This is a genomic window from Dickeya parazeae Ech586 (assembly GCF_000025065.1).
Taxonomy (GTDB): Bacteria; Pseudomonadota; Gammaproteobacteria; order Enterobacterales; family Enterobacteriaceae; genus Dickeya; species Dickeya zeae.
In genome coordinates this window covers 2499348-2515113 of record NC_013592.1, presented here as the reverse complement: position 1 = coordinate 2515113, position 15766 = coordinate 2499348, and the positions used below count along the sequence as shown (strand labels likewise).

Sequence of the window (15766 nt, the reverse complement as noted above, 5' to 3'; positions counted from 1 at the left end):
GTCATAACATGCAGATGGCGGCATTCACCACGAAACGACTTTCTTCACTGATGGGACAATCCTCCGGGATATCGGACGGTTGACGCACGATTTGCCAGGCATCGTGTTCGGTTTCGTTCAGGCAAACCTCTTCTTGCATCACGTCAACCAGAAAGTTCCACTGGCGAACTTTTTCGTTACTCGGCACCAGATAATCGAAAAAACCCAGATAATGACGGATATAACGCAAACGCAGGCCGGTTTCTTCCTGCAATTCTCTCATCAGTGTGGCGAGCAGATTGTGATCGCCAGGTTCGCGGCCACCGCCGGGGATTTCCCAGTATCCGGGTAACATCGGATCATTCGCACTGCGGCGCACCAGGAGTATCCCGCCCCGGAATACCACCGCGGCGGCCATGGTTTGACGAGTAATCCCTTCTTGTTGTGCCTGAAATTCAAATTGGCACAACATCCTGGTGTAGGTGCTGTCCTGCGGGGAAAACAAAAACATGCTCTCATACCTGCACTGGGGTGAATGAATATGTCCGACCGGACATGCTAGAGACCTAGCGTGACAGTGATATTTCACAAACAGAATAAATACAATGGAAAACTTTACAAAAGTAATTATTGTTATTCGTTGTTTCTACATTACTTGACATAGCCCGCACACGTGGCGGGCTAAAGGCGTCATGTAACAGGCGTGCATCTGCGCCAGCATGGGGATTAGCGCACGTTAGGCACGCGGATGTTGCCATCACGACACTGGGTTTTTACCGATTTACCGCAGGACTGGAAATTCAGATTTTTGTCCATGCACACCCGAATTTCAGACAATTCCGGGCCGCTACAAACGGCGGCGATCCCATCCTGTGGGATTGATGGGTTGCTCTGGCGGAATGCGGCCAGAATCTGCTCGGCGGTCATTTGCAGCGGCTTAGCCGGTGCATTGAAGCTGGCGGGGATCTTCACATTGGTTACGGCTTTATCCGCTGCCTGCAAATAGCCATTAGCGCCCAGCCCGCTACAGGTACCGTGTTTTTCCCACTCATGCGTCAGCAGCGCATCGGTTGGGAACAGGGTATTGCCGTATTTACGTTCCTGCGCGGTAAGCGCTTTAATCGGTGGGCAGTCTTGCGGCCAGCCACCGTTGGCATATTGCGGCCACAGGCCGTGCAGCACAAAACCATACCCTTTGGTGCATTGCTCATTACTGGCGTGTGTCAGACAAAACGTGGGGGACCAGGATAACGTCAATAGATAGAAATCAAACACACCGGCCTGACCCTTTGCGGGCACAGCAGGGCTTACCGTCAGGCCGACGGTGAATACCAAACCAGCCAGCAACGAATATATTTTTTTCATAATTTTCTCCTGTCGGATTTTTTAGAGCCTATCCCATTAGGGCTATTTCACTTGCCATTTTGGCCCTGGGCAGTGCTCGAACTCCTCACGTACTCCGTGTACGCTCCGGGTTACTCGCTGCGCTCGCCCGTTGGGCCGGACAAAGTATTTTGTCCGTTCAACATGCGTTGCATGTTGTCTCCGCGCTGTCCGTGTCCAAACTGGCTGCGCCAATAACGCCTACTGGGATAGGCTCTTCGTTTTTCACGGATACGTGTTTGCCCTATCCCATAGGGCGGACAAAAATAACAAGTAAAAACTTTGCGATGGATCTTATTTTTTAGATCATAAATGCTGGGTGAAAAATAACCGCAACATGTGCGTGATGCCAGTATAGCAGCTGTATTCTGTATGCGTAAAAAATCACGAAATGTCAAATTATGGTGTAATAAATATTAATGTCGTTTAAATATCAGTTAGTTAAATTATTTTGAGAAAGGAGAAAAATAGGCCGTTATTTTATGGGAAATAATAGTGATCATGAATTACTCGTCTGGTTATTTTGTAAAAACATCGAATGGAAAATAACCGGTGCATACCCTAAATAATTATTAGATGAGGAAGGTGTCTCTTTTGACGATGATGTATGGTGCGGCGAGCCTTTGCACTCGCCGAAAACCGGGTTAGTGATTAATCTGGCAACCCCTCAAACGGTAGCGCACGATGCAACGCGACGTGCTGCACCAGCATGATGGTTTTGGCATCCATAATGGTACCTTCGGCAATCGCGGCCAATGCTTGCGGTAGCGTCATTTCCAGGGTTTCCACATCTTCACCTTCATCTTCAATGCCACCTCCCGTGCCGATACGCGAACTATCGTCATATTCCCCCAGAAAGAAATAGAGTTTCTCCGTTACCGAACCGGGGCTCATGTAGGCTTCCATCACCTTACGAACATTGAATACCCGATAACCGGTTTCTTCTTCCGCTTCGGCACGGATCCGCACTTCGGGGTCGGCATGATCGAGCAAACCGGCTGCGGCTTCAATTAGCATCCCGTCGTGCCCATTGACGAAGACCGGAAAGCGGAACTGGCGCGTTAGCAACAATGTTTGCTTGTGGCGATGATACAGCAGGATAACCGCGCCATTGCCGCGATCATAGGTTTCACGGTTTTGCCGCTGCCAGGTGCCGTCCCGACGTAAAAAATCAAAGGTGTTTTTCTTCAGCACATACCAATCGTCAGACAGTACAACGCTGTCGACAATACGAACGCGATCGCGTGTGGTGAGCATTATTACTCTCCTGAACAAGGAATGAGCACTCATCCTAGCGCGAGGTTTCGTGCATGCTCAAGTTATTTCGTGCAATTTCGTGCGAAATTGGTTGCCTGAAATACTGATAAAAAGAATAAACGTGCAAATTCAGGCATAATCAAGTAAATAAAGGTAGGCACAACATACTGGGGGAACACCATGCTGACGACACAACGCAAACAGCGAATTCTGGAACAACTGGCGGCTGAAGGGCAGGTGCTGGCAAAGCAACTGAGCGATGCCTTTGGCGTGTCGGAAGATACCATTCGGCGTGACTTACGTGAGCTGGCCAGTGAAGGGCGATTACAGCGAGTACATGGCGGTGCCTTGCCTGCGTCAGAAACGGTAGTCAGTTTTGATGCCCGCAGCCGGATAGCGATAGGAGCCAAACATCAACTGGCGCAGGCCGCTGCATCGCTGATTCTGCCGGGGCAGGTCGTCATGATTGATGGCGGCACGACCAGTGGTGAACTGGTGACGTGCCTGCCACTTTCGCTGACGGCGACAGTGGTAACGCATAGCCCGAGTGTGGCGGTGGCGTTGGTAAACCACCCCGGTATTGATGTGGTGCTGATTGGTGGTCGCCTTTACAAGCATTCACTGGTCGCGGTAGGTGCGGCGGCGGTGGAAGCACTGGCGACGATCCGCGCCGATATCTTTTTTATGGGCGTCACCGGAGTGCATCCGCAAGCGGGTTTCAGCACCGGCGATCTGGAAGAGGCGTATATCAAACGGGCGCTGGCAGCACGTGCGGCGGAAACCGTTGTCATGGCGACACAGGATAAACTGAATGTCGCCTCCCGCTATGCAATCGGCGAGCTCACCATGGCCAGCACGCTGATTGTGGAATCCGCGGTGCCTGATGAAGTGACGGCACCTTTTGCGCAGGCGGGGGTGAGTTTGGTTCGGGCTTGAAGTTGTGGGTGGTGGGGTTATGGATTGGATGGGGTTCTTTTAATGAAAGTCGATTTCAGCGAACCCCAGTGAGAAGACGAATAAAGTTAATCAATGTCATTTACGCCGACGGGCATCGATTTCTTCGGCATAGAGTTTCCGGGTTTTACCAGCAACTGAACTTAGTAATGATCCGAGCGTAATGTTAGCGGTTCGAATCTGCTCTTCTGTTATTGTGTGACCATTGATTGGATGAATAACCAGATCATTAATGCTACCCATACCACCAAATGACGATAAAATTCCTTCAATGCCTCTGAAGTCAGAGCCGCGTATTAATTCAGCATTTTTCTCAAACCAATGAGCCCAATGCTTCTCATTCACGGATAGTAGAAAGTCTATAAATACCTGAAGATCTTTGGATAACGCTTCAATATCTGGATGCATGTAATACCTAACTAACTGTATCAAATAGTAAATTCTGGTATGATAACTCAGCCGGAATTGATGTTTTTTTGATGTTCCAATGTCGAGCAAAGAGTCCTTAGTCCTTCCGGGGGAGTTATCGCCACTGCGGTTCTCTGGTGTTTGCTATCGGAGGTCAGCTCAGAATAGTTAGGCGACGTAGTTTTAACTAGAATAATCACCCCTGATCGAAACTCAGATAATTCAGGTGGATATTGTCGCGCCACACAACACACCACGAATTCACGTCACTTTCGTTGGAAAAAAAGATTTCATGGCGTTTATCTGCAATATCTTGGAATTTGAGCTTCTGATTGTTGATAAACGTGAAGCAGTGATTTTCAATCGATCTTTCAGCCTTTATTAGCCACAAAAACGCTTCTTCCCAGGTGGGGTTGCTAGCCACTTCGCTAACTTGCTTGAGGCGAAGGGCCTTAGCTATTGCAGGCCAGTCTGATTCGACATACAAGCAACGAATACCCAGGCAATCATTGATTCCTGAGCCTCCGGCATAGAAATTCAAGGAGTAATCTAAATCAGTTGTTAAAGGTCGAAAACCAAGGATGTTTGCAATGACCCCGATGGTTTTTTCCCTTTCAGGTTCAGTTCCGTTGTATTGATAGTCAATTCCGTCGTAAGAGCGCATGTTGGATTTGCTTTGCCGTCCTAAAAATCATGATATGGAATGCTTTCACATCATGACAATCCTGCTGTTCTACATATTCTTCTATGATCGCGGATCACGCGCGGCCACTTGTGATTATTTTATATTTGCGAAAGTGTTGTCCATTCTTTACGGCTAAAAGGACATGAATCAGCCTATAGCCGATATAGCAGGAGAGCGATGTAGCCCCGGTCGGGATTGACTCGCGCGTTGCGCTCGCCCTGCGGGCCGCCTGCGGCGGTCCAAAACGGCAAGCCGTTTTGTCGAACCCTGTCGAGGCTTCTCATCCATCCCGTCACCGGTTAAAAACAAAAACCCCAGACTTTCGTCTGGGGTTTTTGTTTTTAACCTGGCGGTGAGGGAGGGATTCGAACCCTCGATACGTTTTCACGTATACACACTTTCCAGGCGTGCTCCTTCAGCCACTCGGACACCTCACCGGATCGTCGCCAGCAGGGGCAACGGGGCGCTACTCTAGGGAAAATCCGCAGCAGCGTCAACACACTTCTTTCATAAAAGCGTGCGTTTAGCCAAACTTAGCGCAATTTGCTGCTTTAGTCGCCATTTCAGTCTGTCAGCTCTCCGGCGCGATGGGGGGAAATCGTGCATGTTTCATTTCTGTTAATTTGTCGTTATCCCATCATTGCCTCGGCTGTGCCAGTGCGGGATAAATGGTATGCTTGCTTATCAATGCCGAGTCAGGAGAAACCATGTACCCCGTCGATTTACACATGCACACCGTCGCCAGTACCCACGCTTACAGCACCCTGCATGACTACGTGGCAGAAGCCAAAACCAAACAGATCCGCCTGTTCGCTATTACCGATCACGGCCCGGATATGGCGGATGCACCGCATCACTGGCATTTCATCAATATGCGTGTCTGGCCGCGGGTGGTGGAGGGGATCGGTATCCTGCGTGGTATTGAGGCGAATATTAAGAATCTGGCAGGCGACATCGACTGCACCGGGCCGATGCTGGAGTGTATGGACGTGGTTATCGCTGGTTTTCATGAGCCGGTGTTTCCCCCCTCAAACCGTGATATCCACACCGAAGCGATGATTGCCGCGATGGCGCAAGGGTCAGTACATATCATTAGTCATCCCGGTAACCCGAAATTCCCGATTGATATTCAGGCGGTTGCTCAGGCGGCCGCGAAATATAACGTGGCGCTGGAATTGAATAATTCCTCGTTTACCCATTCCCGCAAAGGCAGTGAGGCGAATTGCCGGGCAGTAGCTGAAGCGGTGCGCGACGCGGGGGGGTATCTGGCGTTGGGATCAGATTCACATATCGCCTGGTCGCTGGGTGAGTTTCCACACTGTGAGCGTATTATGCGGGACGTTGATTTTCCGCAGGATCGCGTGTTGAATGTCAGCCCGCGCCGGGTGCTGGATTTTCTGGAACTACGCGGGAGACCGGCCATCCCGGAGTTTGCCGATCTGTGACGTTGTCACTAATCGCGCTGTCATGTCTTTTTACAGGTTGATGAGATGAATGAATTTTCCGTGGTGTGCCGTATTCTCGGCACGCTGTTTAACCGCTCGCCACAGGATCCGCTGCTGGCGCCGTTGTTTACCCTGATTGAGCAGGGCAAGCTGGCACAGCAATGGCCGTTAGAGCAGGATGCGTTGATGGCGCGCTGGCAGCGCAGTGTCGATTTACCGGCGATGAGTGTGGATTACGAGGCCTTGTTCGGCGCGGAACCCTCAGTGTCGCCGTGGCGTTCCAGTTGGGAGCCCGACGCGCCGCAAACTGAAATCCGGGAGTTTTTACAACAGCGCGGTATGCCATTAGGCGAAGGGCCGGTCGATCACTTTGGCGCATTGCTGCTGGCCGCATCCTGGCTGGAAGATCAGGCGCAGGAAGATGAAACGGCAGCGCAGTCAGCGTTTTTCGATAACTATTTGTTGCCGTGGAGCGATCGTTTTCTGGGCAAGGTGGAAAGCCATGCCACGACGGCGTTTTATCGTACGCTGGCGATTATTTGCCGCGAAGCGCTGGACGCGATGCGTGACGAACTGGCGGAAGCAGAAGGCGACGAAACGGATGATGAGTCGTCTGAAGAATGAAAAACGGGTGGCACATGCCACCCGATTTTTTGTCTATAGAAAACCCCAGCCAGGCTGGGCGTTTCCCATTTAATCGGTCAACATGATAACCAGTTGACCGGGTTTTACCTCGATACCTTTAGCCAACTTTTTCGCCAGTGCCTCTTTGTTACTGTGCTCCGGGTTTAGCACATAGGCAGGCTTCTGGTCGAAGTAGCTTTTCAACGATTGGTTCAGGTAGGGCGCCAGCGTTTGCATCACCGTTTGTAACTTCTCTGGCTGAACGCTGTAATCCACCAGCTCCATATCTCTCAGGTAGATAGCACCTTCATCCTTGTTGAATACCGGCTGGGCTTTGAGCGTCAGCTTCATATCCGCCTGCTGTTTTCCCAGCAGGGAACTGATATCCACTTTCGCGTTGCCGCTCAGCGTGACTTTGCCGGGTTCTGTGCGACCAATCTGGCTGGCCAGGTCAGTCAGCGTAATGTGTGCGTCCACCACACCGGGAACACCCAGTTGCTTCTGGTAGTCATTATGCTGTTGCAAATACTGATTGATTTCCTGCTCGCTCAGGCTGTATTGCGCCAACTGGTTGCAACCGCTGATGAGTAACGTCCCCAACAGCGCCAGAGCGGCCAGTCCCGATTTTCTCATTGTTATAACCTCTTGTTTTTCGTGATTACCCCGCCGTGCGAGGCCTGTCGGCAGGGTGCGTTATTCCGCTGATATCGCCAATCGGAATACACCTAAACGCCGCCGTCGGGCGGCGGCGATAGGGGTTATTGTGCCTGTTCGATCAGCAGATCGATGTTGGCAAGCTGAGACATCGTATCGCAGTAGGTGGCGATAGCCGCCGGGACATTGACGTCAGCAACGATAGTCAGCGAACGCAGCAAGGGGAACAGGTTGATATCATCCAGTGACAGTGTGCCATTGCAAGCCTGTGATGAGACAATCAATGGGGCCAGTGCCTGCAGATCACTTTCCAGCTGTTTTGTCAGAGTATCAGTCTGGCTAAAGTGGGTCGCAAAGCTGCCGATTTGTCCCTCTTTCTTGTTGATGAAGTAATTACGGCCGGCTTCTGTCGCGAATTCCTCAAAGTCGGCCTGGGAGAAACGGGGAATCAGCAGACGCGGCGCGTAGTCGTACACGCCACGAATCCAGGCATCAATCGCCGGATTAGTAGTACCGGTCAATACCGGTTTACCGTCCAGCTCATCAACGTATTTCACGATATCCAGACTTTCCGGCATATAGCTGCCGTCCTCTTTTTGCAGAATCGGCACCATTTTCTGACCGACCATCGAAATCGGCGTGGTTTCGTCATCGTTGGATAACACGCACAGTTCCACCGGTAACTGCTTCAGACCGAAAATCATGCGTGCCTTCACGCAGAAAGGACAATGTTCATAAATAAACAGTTTCATACCGGAACTCCTTGGGTTGAGCAGCGTCGTATCGGACGCAACTGTGATGATGGTGTCGAAGGGGATTATCTATTGTCAGCGTCGGCTCGTCCATGCGCAATGTGTGCGGCAACAGCTGGAAATTGAAGACAAAAAACGGGGCGATGTGACGCCCCGTTCGGGATGTTAAACCAACCTGCGATCAATGCTCGCTTAGCATGGCCGGTTCGATACGTCTTAAGTGGAACTGCCAGTAGAGGGCCGCCAGAGTCAGCATGCCGATGATACCCAGCATGCACCAGGGTAAAGCTGGCTGGCCGAGCGCCTTTCCGGTATCAAACAACCAGCCGCCGCCGCTGTAACCCAGCGCGCCGCCCAGCGCCAGCCCCATACGGCTAAACCCCATATAGCTGCCGCGGGCACGGGCATCAGCCAGTGATGCTCCCAGCGTTTCCCGTGCCGGTTCCGCGATGATAGAGCCAATGTAAAACAGGGCGATTAACCCCAGCAGCCATTGCAGGCTGGTGACCATCCCCATCGGAATCAGGCTCAGGGTCATGATGAACAGCCCAAACATTAGTCGTTGTTCCAGACGAAAGCGCTTTTCGCTCCAGCGGGCAACGGGGTAAAGCAGCGTCAGCGATAGCACGGCTTCGATCGCATACATCCATTTTACCGCAGACGGCGAACCAGCCAGTTCATTGACCATGATCGGCATCATCAACAGTACCTGCACGCCTAGCATGAAATAGCCGGTCAGCGTCAGTACATAGACCACAAAACGCCGGTCGCGCATGACCCGCATCATGCCTTCGCGGATCGGAGTGCGGGTGGTAGAAATACGATAGGCGGGTAACAGCCAGGCGTTCAGTAAGGCCACCAATACAAATACGCTTGCGCCGACCCAGCACACCACGGAAAAGTTGTATTGCATCAGCCAACTGCCGATCAGCGCGCCGATCACCGCACCAGCGTTATCCTGCATCATTAACAAGGAGAAGAAGCGGCTACGCTCATGTGGACGCGTCAGCTTAATCACCATGGCATTACGGGGTGGTTCGAACAACGTCCCCCCGAGTGCAGAGAGCACGCAGGAGAGCATCAACATCAGCGGTGTCGTCGCCAGCGCCATGAACGCAAAGCCAGAGGCACGCAGCAGCATGCCGGTGACGATCATCGGTTTGGCACCGAAACGATCGGCGATCGCGCCGCCGAAAATACCGAGTCCCTGTTGGGTGAACTGACGCAGGCCGAGCGCAATCCCGACGGTGAGCGCAGCCCAGCCAAGTTGATCGACAAAACGGATGGAAATGAGCGGGAACACCACGAAGAAACCCAGTATCACCAGCATGTTATCCAGCAACAGAAAATATTTACCCAGGCTGCGAGCCTGTGCCATCAACGACATGTTTCACCACGAGGCAGAAAGAGAGGAAGGTAAAAAATAACCATTCCATTCTCTCGCTGATTGCGTGATGGCGATAGGGGATCCTGCTAATAAATTTTTTTATCGTTCAACTGTTATCTGACGAACAATTTAAGAAAAAAAGGCATTACGGCGTATCGATTGTGCAATAACTCAGCGGTCATGATTTTACGCTATGGAATTTATGTGGTTATAGTAAGCGCTATGGGTTGTTTATCCTGTGACGACGTTCGTTGGCGTTGATCACATTAATAAAAGTTATTCATCGATAATCCGTCACCTGAGGGGGAAGGCATGTTTGGCTATCGCTCAACGACACCCAGAGTCCGTCTGACTACGGAACGGCTGGTGGTCCGTCTGGCGCACGAACGCGATGCCTGGCGTCTGGCTGAGTATTACGCGGAAAACCGTGATTTTTTGAAACCCTGGGAGCCGGTGCGCGATGCCAGCCATTGTTATCCTTCCGGTTGGCAGGCGCGGCTAAGCGTGATTTGCGATATGCACAAACAGGGCAGCGCCTACTACTTTTTGCTGCTGGACCCGGATGAAAACGAGGTACGTGGCGTCGCGAACTTCAGCAATGTGCTGCGCGGCTCTTTTCACGCCTGTTACCTCGGCTATTCGCTGGGCCAAAAGTGGCAGGGACAAGGAATGATGTATGAGGCGCTGCAATCTGCGCTGCGTTACATGCAACGCCAGCAACATATGCACCGTATTATGGCTAACTACATGCCGCATAATCAGCGTAGCGGTAACCTGTTGGCTCGTCTGGGGTTCGAGAAGGAAGGTTACGCCAAGAATTACCTGTTGATTGATGGTAAATGGCAAGATCACGTGCTGACTGCCCTGACTAATAATGAATGGACGCCGATGCGTTAAGTGCACGCCGCTACGGATCCTAATGAGGATGAACCCATGAAATACCAACTGACGCCCCGCGAAGCGCGGATTATTGGCTGCCTGCTGGAAAAGCAGGTGACCACCCCGGAACAGTATCCGATGTCCCTCAATGGACTGACCGCTGCCTGTAATCAGAAAACCAACCGAGAGCCGGTCGTGGATCTGAGCGAAAGCGAGGTACAACAAACGCTGGATTTGCTGGTGAAGCGGCATTTTCTGCGTACCGTCAGCGGTTTTGGCAACCGGGTGATGAAATATGAACACCGCTTCTGTAACTCCGAATTTGGTGACCTGAAGTTTTCAACCGCTGAAGTGGCACTGGTCACGACCTTGCTGTTGCGGGGCGCTCAGACGCCGGGCGAACTTCGTACCCGTGCGGCTCGTTTGTACGAGTTTGCCGATATGGACGAGGTGGAGAACGTCCTACAGCACCTGCAACAGCGGGAAGACGGGCCGTTTGTCGTGCGGCTGGCGCGGGAACCCGGTAAACGTGAAAGCCGGTTTATGCATCTGTTTAGCGGCGAGGTTGACGAGGCGGTGTCGTCTTTTGTGTCGGACGAGACGTCTGCATCGGTAGATGCCTCGCTGGCCGCACGGGTGTGTGCGCTGGAAAATGAGGTGGCTGAACTGCGTGCGCAACTGGCTGCGTTACAGGCACGCCTTGCCTGATACCACTCAGATAAGCGGGAAGGCGGGAGAATAGCATGACACTTTTGCGTATTGGTGTGGTGGGGTTAGGGGATATTGCCCGTAAAGCCTATTTACCGATTTTGTCTCAGGCTACCGACTGGCAACTTGTGGGGGCCTGGTCGCCGGGTCAGGCGCGAGCCCGACAGGTATGCCAACAGTACCGCATAACCTGCTTTTCTTCTCTGGCTGAGTTGGGTCGCCAGTGTGACGCAGTATTTGTTCATAGCAGTACCGCCAGCCACTACGAGGTGGTGAAAACACTGCTACTGGCCGGAAAACACGTTTATGTGGATAAACCGCTGGCAGAAACGCTGGCGCAGGCGGAAGATCTGGTCGCGTTGGCTGCCAGTCGTAATCTGCTGCTGATGGTAGGGTTCAATCGTCGCTTTGCGCCGCTCTACCAACGGCTGAGACAGGTGCAGGCGTTGCCGGATAGCCTGCGCATGGAAAAGCATCGTGTTGATAATGTTGGCCCGCAGCTGCTGGCGTTTACGCTGCTGGATGACTATTTGCATGTGGTGGATACCGCACTGTGGCTGGCACAAACACCGGATACGACCGCCATCTTGTGCGCTGGCCGGATACGGTGTAACCCGCAAGGGCAGATGGTGTACGCCGAACACCAGTTTCAGACCGCGCATACCCTGATCACCACCAGCATGCATCGCCAGGCGGGTAGCCAGCGAGAAAGCGTTCAGTTGATCAATGACGGCGGCTGGTATCAGGTGGATAACCTTCGGGAATGGCGTGAAGAGCGTGAGGGGGTGGTGGTAGTTCGTCCTGCACCCTCCTGGCAGAGCACGCTGGAGCAACGTGGTTTTACCGGCGCTGTCCGACATTTCATTGAGGCGGTGGTTTCACAGACGCCGCCGTTGACCTCAGGCGATCAGGCGTTGTATGCACAGAGGCTGATCGACTCGCTGCTGAGAGAGTGCTGAAAAAAGCAGCGACCATCGGGTGTCCATGTGGCTATTGACGGTACAATCGACTAGGCTGTGTGCCGCGATAGCCGTACCTGACCGTCAGTGTTGTTGCTGTTGGTATGACGTATCGCGGGCGGTTTGACCGTCGTGGACATGGCGGCTGAGCCGGTTTTGCCCTGCCATCTCTCTCTTTCCCATAGTCAGAACAACTGAATGAATCTACTGAAATCATTGGCTGCGGTCAGTTCCATGACCATGCTTTCCCGTGTGTTGGGCTTTGTGCGTGATGCCATCGTCGCTCGCGTGTTTGGTGCCGGTATGGCGACCGACGCCTTTTTTGTGGCGTTCAAACTGCCTAATCTGTTGCGACGTATTTTTGCCGAAGGCGCGTTTTCCCAAGCGTTTGTGCCGATTCTGGCGGAGTACAAGAGCCAGCAAGGCGAAGAGGCAACCCGTACCTTTTTGGCGTATGTTGCCGGTATGCTGACGCTGATTCTGGCGCTGGTCACGGTCGCTGGGATGATTGCCGCGCCTTGGGTCATCATGGTGACGGCACCGGGTTTTGCCTCCACACCGGAGCGTTTCGAGCTGACATCGGCACTGTTGCGGGTAACCTTTCCTTATATTCTGCTGATTTCACTGACGTCGATGGTCGGGTCGGTTCTCAATACCTGGAACCGTTTTTCCGTTCCAGCGTTTGCACCGACCTTATTGAACGTCAGCATGATCGGTTTTGCGTTGCTGGGTGTGCGTTGGTTTAATCCGCCGGTGATGGCGTTAGGCTGGGCGGTGGTGGTCGGCGGGGTACTGCAACTGGGCTATCAACTACCGCATCTGAAAAAAATCGGCATGCTGGTATTGCCTCGCATCAAGTTTCGCGACCCCAGTGTCAGCCGGGTAATGAAGTTGATGGCACCCGCCATTCTTGGCGTCTCAGTCAGCCAGATCTCTCTGATCATCAATACCATTTTTGCCTCATTCCTGAGCCAGGGCGCGGTTTCCTGGATGTATTACGCTGACCGGTTGATGGAGTTCCCATCTGGTGTGCTGGGCGTGGCGCTGGGGACGATTTTGTTGCCCTCGCTGTCGAAAAGTGTCGCCAGCGGCGATCACCAGGAATATTCCCGGTTACTGGATTGGGGGCTGCGGCTTTGCTTTCTGCTGGCATTGCCCGCCACCGTCGCGTTGGGGTTGCTGGCTAAACCGTTGACCGTTGCGTTATTTCAGTACGGTAAATTCAGTGCCTTTGACGCCATGATGACCCAGCGGGCGCTGGTGGCTTACTCCATCGGGTTGATGGGGTTGATCCTGGTGAAAGTGCTGGTGCCCGGATTTTACGCCCGGCAGGACATTAAAACGCCGGTAAAAATTGGTATTGCAACACTGGTGATGACCCAACTGATGAACCTGATGTTTATCGGCCCGTTGCAACATGCCGGGTTGTCGCTGTCGATTGGTCTGGCATCCTGCATCAATGCCGGGTTGCTGTTCTGGCAATTGCGCCGTCAGCGCCTGTTTGCACCGCAGCCCGGCTGGACGATGTTTCTGGTTAAAATGGTCACGGCCGTTGTTGTCATGTCGCTGGTGCTGCTAGCGCTGAACCTGTGGATGCCCCCCTGGGCGCAAGGCAACATGACGGAGCGCCTGCTGCGCTTGCTGTTTGTGGTAGTAGTGGGGGCTGGCAGCTACTTTGCTTCACTGGCTTTATTGGGGTTCCGCCCGAAAGATTTTTCTCGCCGCAGTCTCTGATCTTTCTCTTTTTCTTGCTCTCTCTTGCGTTCTGCAGGTGGTCTGACCCGCCGCCTGCAGAGAATTCCTGCCTTTTAGGGTTCCATTTTTATTCTGACGTTTCCTAAAAAAATAGCACATCAACTGACTTTTAGCGTTTTGTTTAGTTTTTCTGATCAGTTAAGCCGAAAGCTTCACAAATAACCTATTCAGTAAAGATCAGGTTTTAATCGCTCTTCGTTGAAGGAATGTTTTTTATATTACTGTTTTGTAAGTCGATTCCTTTAATGGTGTAACACTTGTTGCCGATAATGAGTTATCAGTGCAACACGGCTGATGCTTTAAATAAAAACACGATAACCTTTAGTAAACAAAGGAAAAAAAGATGACAATTTTCCAAAAGCTAGCGATAGCTATCATGATTTTCGTACTGGCGCTCATTGGGGTGGGTGGGTACGGCATTAAGGCACTCGGGGATTCGAAAGATAGGGTGGAATACGTGACAGGGAATACGCTACCCAGCCTGACATTATTATCTAATTCGAATATTAATGTGCGTGAAATTCGGGTCGCGCTCGCGTCGCTGAGAGACATTGATGATCAGACGCAGCGTGCAGCCCAGTTAAAATCCACGCTGGACAGGCTGGCAAATGTGGATAAGTTCATGGCGGATTATAAGCAGAACTACATTGCCGATAGTCGCGATGCACAGATGACGGATACTACGATTCAACTGTTGGCATCTTACCGTCAGTCCATCGATAACCTTTATAAAGAGGGAAATAATCAGAAAAATACCGATACGGCAGCGGAAAGCGCTAAAAAGCAAACAGAGCAGGCTTTGATCAAATCCTTGCAGGATCAGCGTGAATACAATCTGACGCTGGCTTCGGCTCAGGAAAAAGCTAATAAGGAGAGCTATAACAGCACGTTGTATACGCTTATCGGCTTGATTGTTGTTTCGGTCGCGGTAGCGGGCACGCTGGCGTTGATGATCCTGCTTTATGTCCGGCGTAGCCTCAATCACTTGCAGCACACGCTGTTGACGATCAGCGACAGTCTGGACCTGACATTGCAGGCAGATGATAGTCGTCACGATGAAATCGGTAAAACGGCACAGGCGCTTAACAGCCTGACCGAGCGTTTTGCGACTGTGCTGGCAGACGTGCGTACGGCTAGCGAGAGCGTGGCAACTGCATCTAACGAAATCGCCGCAGCAAATATCGATCTTTCTGCACGTACTGAAGAGCAGGCGGCATCACTGGCGCAAACCGCCGCCAGCATGCACGAAATTTCTTCTACTGTAGAAAGTAACGTCGAAAATGCCCGTCAGGCCAATAGTCTTGGTCAGCAAGCCGCAGATGCCGTCGCTCATGGTGATGACTCGGTGGAACGCATGATGCAGGCGATGAAGGCGATTGCTTCCGGCTCTGAAAAGGTCGCTGAGATTACCACGCTGATCGAAGGTATCGCTTTTCAGACGAACATTCTGGCGCTTAATGCCGCGGTGGAAGCGGCACGTGCCGGTGAGCATGGCCGGGGTTTCGCCGTGGTAGCAGGCGAAGTCCGCACATTGTCGCAGCGCTCATCTTCTGCAGCCAGAGAAATCAAAACGCTCATCGATAATGCTATTGGGGCAGTGAAAAACGGGTCGCAGCAGGCAGATGATGTGCGCGATGCCATCAGCAATGTCAAAACCTTGATCACCAATGCATCATCGCTGGTAGGGGAGATGTCACTAGCATCGGAAGAGCAAAGCCGCGGTATCAGCCAGATCAACGTGGCGATTAACCAGATGGAAGCTGTCACGCAGCAAAACGCCGCTATGGTGGAACAGGCATCGTCAGCGGCAGAGTCACTCAACGATCAGGCGGCGCGGTTGCGTCAATTGGTAGAGATCTTTCGGTTGAATGCAGGCGGGGAACGTCAACAGTTTGGCGAGGTATCCGCACCCCGGCTGTCTGTTGGGATGAGGTAAC

The 15766-nt window shown here is 52.3% G+C and carries 16 protein-coding genes and 1 tRNA gene; 8 read left to right on the top strand and 9 right to left on the bottom strand.

The genetic code is table 11. The features are described from left to right. Position 1: 1 nt before the first annotated feature. The 3 genes from DD586_RS11005 to DD586_RS10995 all read right to left on the bottom strand — a co-directional run bounded on the left by DD586_RS11005 (position 2) and on the right by DD586_RS10995 (position 2619). A complete protein-coding gene (locus tag DD586_RS11005) occupies positions 2-490 on the bottom strand; it encodes an NUDIX hydrolase (protein WP_012884896.1) in 489 nt (162 codons plus the stop codon). Positions 491-705: 215 nt separating this feature from the next. Then, a complete protein-coding gene (locus DD586_RS11000) occupies positions 706-1344 on the bottom strand; it encodes a ribonuclease T2 family protein (protein ID WP_012884895.1) in 639 nt (212 codons plus the stop codon). A 669-nt stretch (positions 1345-2013) separates the two neighbouring features. Then, positions 2014-2619: an NUDIX domain-containing protein gene (locus DD586_RS10995; RefSeq protein ID WP_012884894.1), complete on the bottom strand. Its 606-nt coding sequence runs from the start codon at positions 2617-2619 to the stop codon at positions 2014-2016. A gap of 180 nt (positions 2620-2799) precedes the next feature. Here DD586_RS10995 and DD586_RS10990 point away from each other — a divergent pair, with 180 nt between their 5' ends. Continuing rightward, positions 2800-3555 (top strand): DeoR/GlpR family DNA-binding transcription regulator, encoded by a 756-nt coding sequence (locus tag DD586_RS10990; protein WP_012884893.1) that lies wholly within the window; start codon positions 2800-2802, stop codon positions 3553-3555. A 96-nt stretch (positions 3556-3651) separates the two neighbouring features. Here DD586_RS10990 and DD586_RS10985 read toward each other — a convergent pair whose 3' ends face one another. From DD586_RS10985 to DD586_RS10975, 3 genes are all read right to left on the bottom strand, one after another. Further along, a complete protein-coding gene (locus DD586_RS10985; protein ID WP_012884892.1) occupies positions 3652-3981 on the bottom strand; it encodes a DUF6966 domain-containing protein in 330 nt (109 codons plus the stop codon). Positions 3982-4177: 196 nt separating this feature from the next. Continuing rightward, positions 4178-4645, bottom strand: coding sequence for a hypothetical protein (locus DD586_RS10980; protein ID WP_012884891.1), 468 nt, complete (start codon positions 4643-4645; stop codon positions 4178-4180). Positions 4646-5013: 368 nt separating this feature from the next. Further along, positions 5014-5103 (bottom strand) — tRNA-Ser (locus DD586_RS10975). 270 nt (positions 5104-5373) lie between these two features. Here DD586_RS10975 and DD586_RS10970 point away from each other — a divergent pair. Both DD586_RS10970 and DD586_RS10965 read left to right on the top strand, forming a co-directional pair. Further along, the gene (locus DD586_RS10970; RefSeq protein ID WP_012884890.1) at positions 5374-6111 is read left to right on the top strand and encodes a phosphatase; all 738 of its coding nucleotides are present in this window, start codon (positions 5374-5376) and stop codon (positions 6109-6111) included. 45 nt (positions 6112-6156) lie between these two features. Next, the gene (locus tag DD586_RS10965; RefSeq protein ID WP_012884889.1) at positions 6157-6735 is read left to right on the top strand and encodes a TorD/DmsD family molecular chaperone; all 579 of its coding nucleotides are present in this window, start codon (positions 6157-6159) and stop codon (positions 6733-6735) included. Between the two features lie 69 nt (positions 6736-6804). Here the strand turns inward: DD586_RS10965 and DD586_RS10960 are convergent, their stop codons facing one another. The 3 genes from DD586_RS10960 to mdtH form a co-directional block, all read right to left on the bottom strand. Beyond that, on the bottom strand, positions 6805-7368 hold the full coding sequence (locus tag DD586_RS10960) for a lipoprotein (RefSeq protein WP_012884888.1): 564 nt from the start codon (positions 7366-7368) through the stop codon (positions 6805-6807). A gap of 125 nt (positions 7369-7493) precedes the next feature. Next, positions 7494-8141: a glutaredoxin 2 gene (gene grxB, locus DD586_RS10955; protein ID WP_012884887.1), complete on the bottom strand. Its 648-nt coding sequence runs from the start codon at positions 8139-8141 to the stop codon at positions 7494-7496. 181 nt (positions 8142-8322) lie between these two features. Beyond that, positions 8323-9528 (bottom strand): multidrug efflux MFS transporter MdtH, encoded by a 1206-nt coding sequence (gene mdtH, locus DD586_RS10950; protein ID WP_012884886.1) that lies wholly within the window; start codon positions 9526-9528, stop codon positions 8323-8325. 312 nt (positions 9529-9840) lie between these two features. Here mdtH and rimJ point away from each other — a divergent pair, with 312 nt between their 5' ends. The 5 genes from rimJ (at position 9841) to DD586_RS10925 (ending at position 15765) form a co-directional block, all read left to right on the top strand. Continuing rightward, a complete protein-coding gene (gene rimJ, locus DD586_RS10945) occupies positions 9841-10425 on the top strand; it encodes a ribosomal protein S5-alanine N-acetyltransferase (protein ID WP_012884885.1) in 585 nt (194 codons plus the stop codon). 36 nt (positions 10426-10461) lie between these two features. Further along, on the top strand, positions 10462-11115 hold the full coding sequence (locus DD586_RS10940) for a YceH family protein (RefSeq protein WP_012884884.1): 654 nt from the start codon (positions 10462-10464) through the stop codon (positions 11113-11115). A 35-nt stretch (positions 11116-11150) separates the two neighbouring features. Further along, complete coding sequence (locus DD586_RS10935) at positions 11151-12074, top strand: Gfo/Idh/MocA family protein (protein ID WP_012884883.1); 924 nt, start codon at positions 11151-11153, stop codon at positions 12072-12074. A 198-nt stretch (positions 12075-12272) separates the two neighbouring features. After that, positions 12273-13808 carry a murein biosynthesis integral membrane protein MurJ gene (gene murJ / locus DD586_RS10930; RefSeq protein WP_012884882.1) on the top strand — a complete coding sequence of 512 codons (1536 nt, stop codon included), beginning with the start codon at positions 12273-12275 and terminating at the stop codon, positions 13806-13808. A 364-nt stretch (positions 13809-14172) separates the two neighbouring features. Then, entirely contained in the window at positions 14173-15765 is a 1593-nt protein-coding gene (locus DD586_RS10925) for a methyl-accepting chemotaxis protein (RefSeq protein ID WP_012884881.1), read from the top strand. The last annotated feature ends 1 nt before the right edge of the window (position 15766 follow it).

What these genes read in the sequence shown, in the direction of transcription:
- mdtH (WP_012884886.1), bottom strand. Translation starts at nt 9,528, where the DNA reads ATGTCGTTGATGGCACAGGCTCGCAGCCTGGGTAAATATTTTCTGTTG.
- DD586_RS10985 (WP_012884892.1), bottom strand. Translation starts at nt 3,981, where the DNA reads ATGCATCCAGATATTGAAGCGTTATCCAAAGATCTTCAGGTATTTATA.
- DD586_RS10925 (WP_012884881.1), top strand. Translation starts at nt 14,173, where the DNA reads ATGACAATTTTCCAAAAGCTAGCGATAGCTATCATGATTTTCGTACTG.
- DD586_RS10970 (WP_012884890.1), top strand. Translation starts at nt 5,374, where the DNA reads ATGTACCCCGTCGATTTACACATGCACACCGTCGCCAGTACCCACGCT.
- grxB (WP_012884887.1), bottom strand. Translation starts at nt 8,141, where the DNA reads ATGAAACTGTTTATTTATGAACATTGTCCTTTCTGCGTGAAGGCACGC.
- DD586_RS10940 (WP_012884884.1), top strand. Translation starts at nt 10,462, where the DNA reads ATGAAATACCAACTGACGCCCCGCGAAGCGCGGATTATTGGCTGCCTG.
- DD586_RS10980 (WP_012884891.1), bottom strand. Translation starts at nt 4,645, where the DNA reads ATGCGCTCTTACGACGGAATTGACTATCAATACAACGGAACTGAACCT.
- DD586_RS11000 (WP_012884895.1), bottom strand. Translation starts at nt 1,344, where the DNA reads ATGAAAAAAATATATTCGTTGCTGGCTGGTTTGGTATTCACCGTCGGC.
- rimJ (WP_012884885.1), top strand. Translation starts at nt 9,841, where the DNA reads ATGTTTGGCTATCGCTCAACGACACCCAGAGTCCGTCTGACTACGGAA.
- DD586_RS10995 (WP_012884894.1), bottom strand. Translation starts at nt 2,619, where the DNA reads ATGCTCACCACACGCGATCGCGTTCGTATTGTCGACAGCGTTGTACTG.
- DD586_RS10990 (WP_012884893.1), top strand. Translation starts at nt 2,800, where the DNA reads ATGCTGACGACACAACGCAAACAGCGAATTCTGGAACAACTGGCGGCT.
- DD586_RS10960 (WP_012884888.1), bottom strand. Translation starts at nt 7,368, where the DNA reads ATGAGAAAATCGGGACTGGCCGCTCTGGCGCTGTTGGGGACGTTACTC.
- DD586_RS10965 (WP_012884889.1), top strand. Translation starts at nt 6,157, where the DNA reads ATGAATGAATTTTCCGTGGTGTGCCGTATTCTCGGCACGCTGTTTAAC.
- murJ (WP_012884882.1), top strand. Translation starts at nt 12,273, where the DNA reads ATGAATCTACTGAAATCATTGGCTGCGGTCAGTTCCATGACCATGCTT.
- DD586_RS10935 (WP_012884883.1), top strand. Translation starts at nt 11,151, where the DNA reads ATGACACTTTTGCGTATTGGTGTGGTGGGGTTAGGGGATATTGCCCGT.
- DD586_RS11005 (WP_012884896.1), bottom strand. Translation starts at nt 490, where the DNA reads ATGTTTTTGTTTTCCCCGCAGGACAGCACCTACACCAGGATGTTGTGC.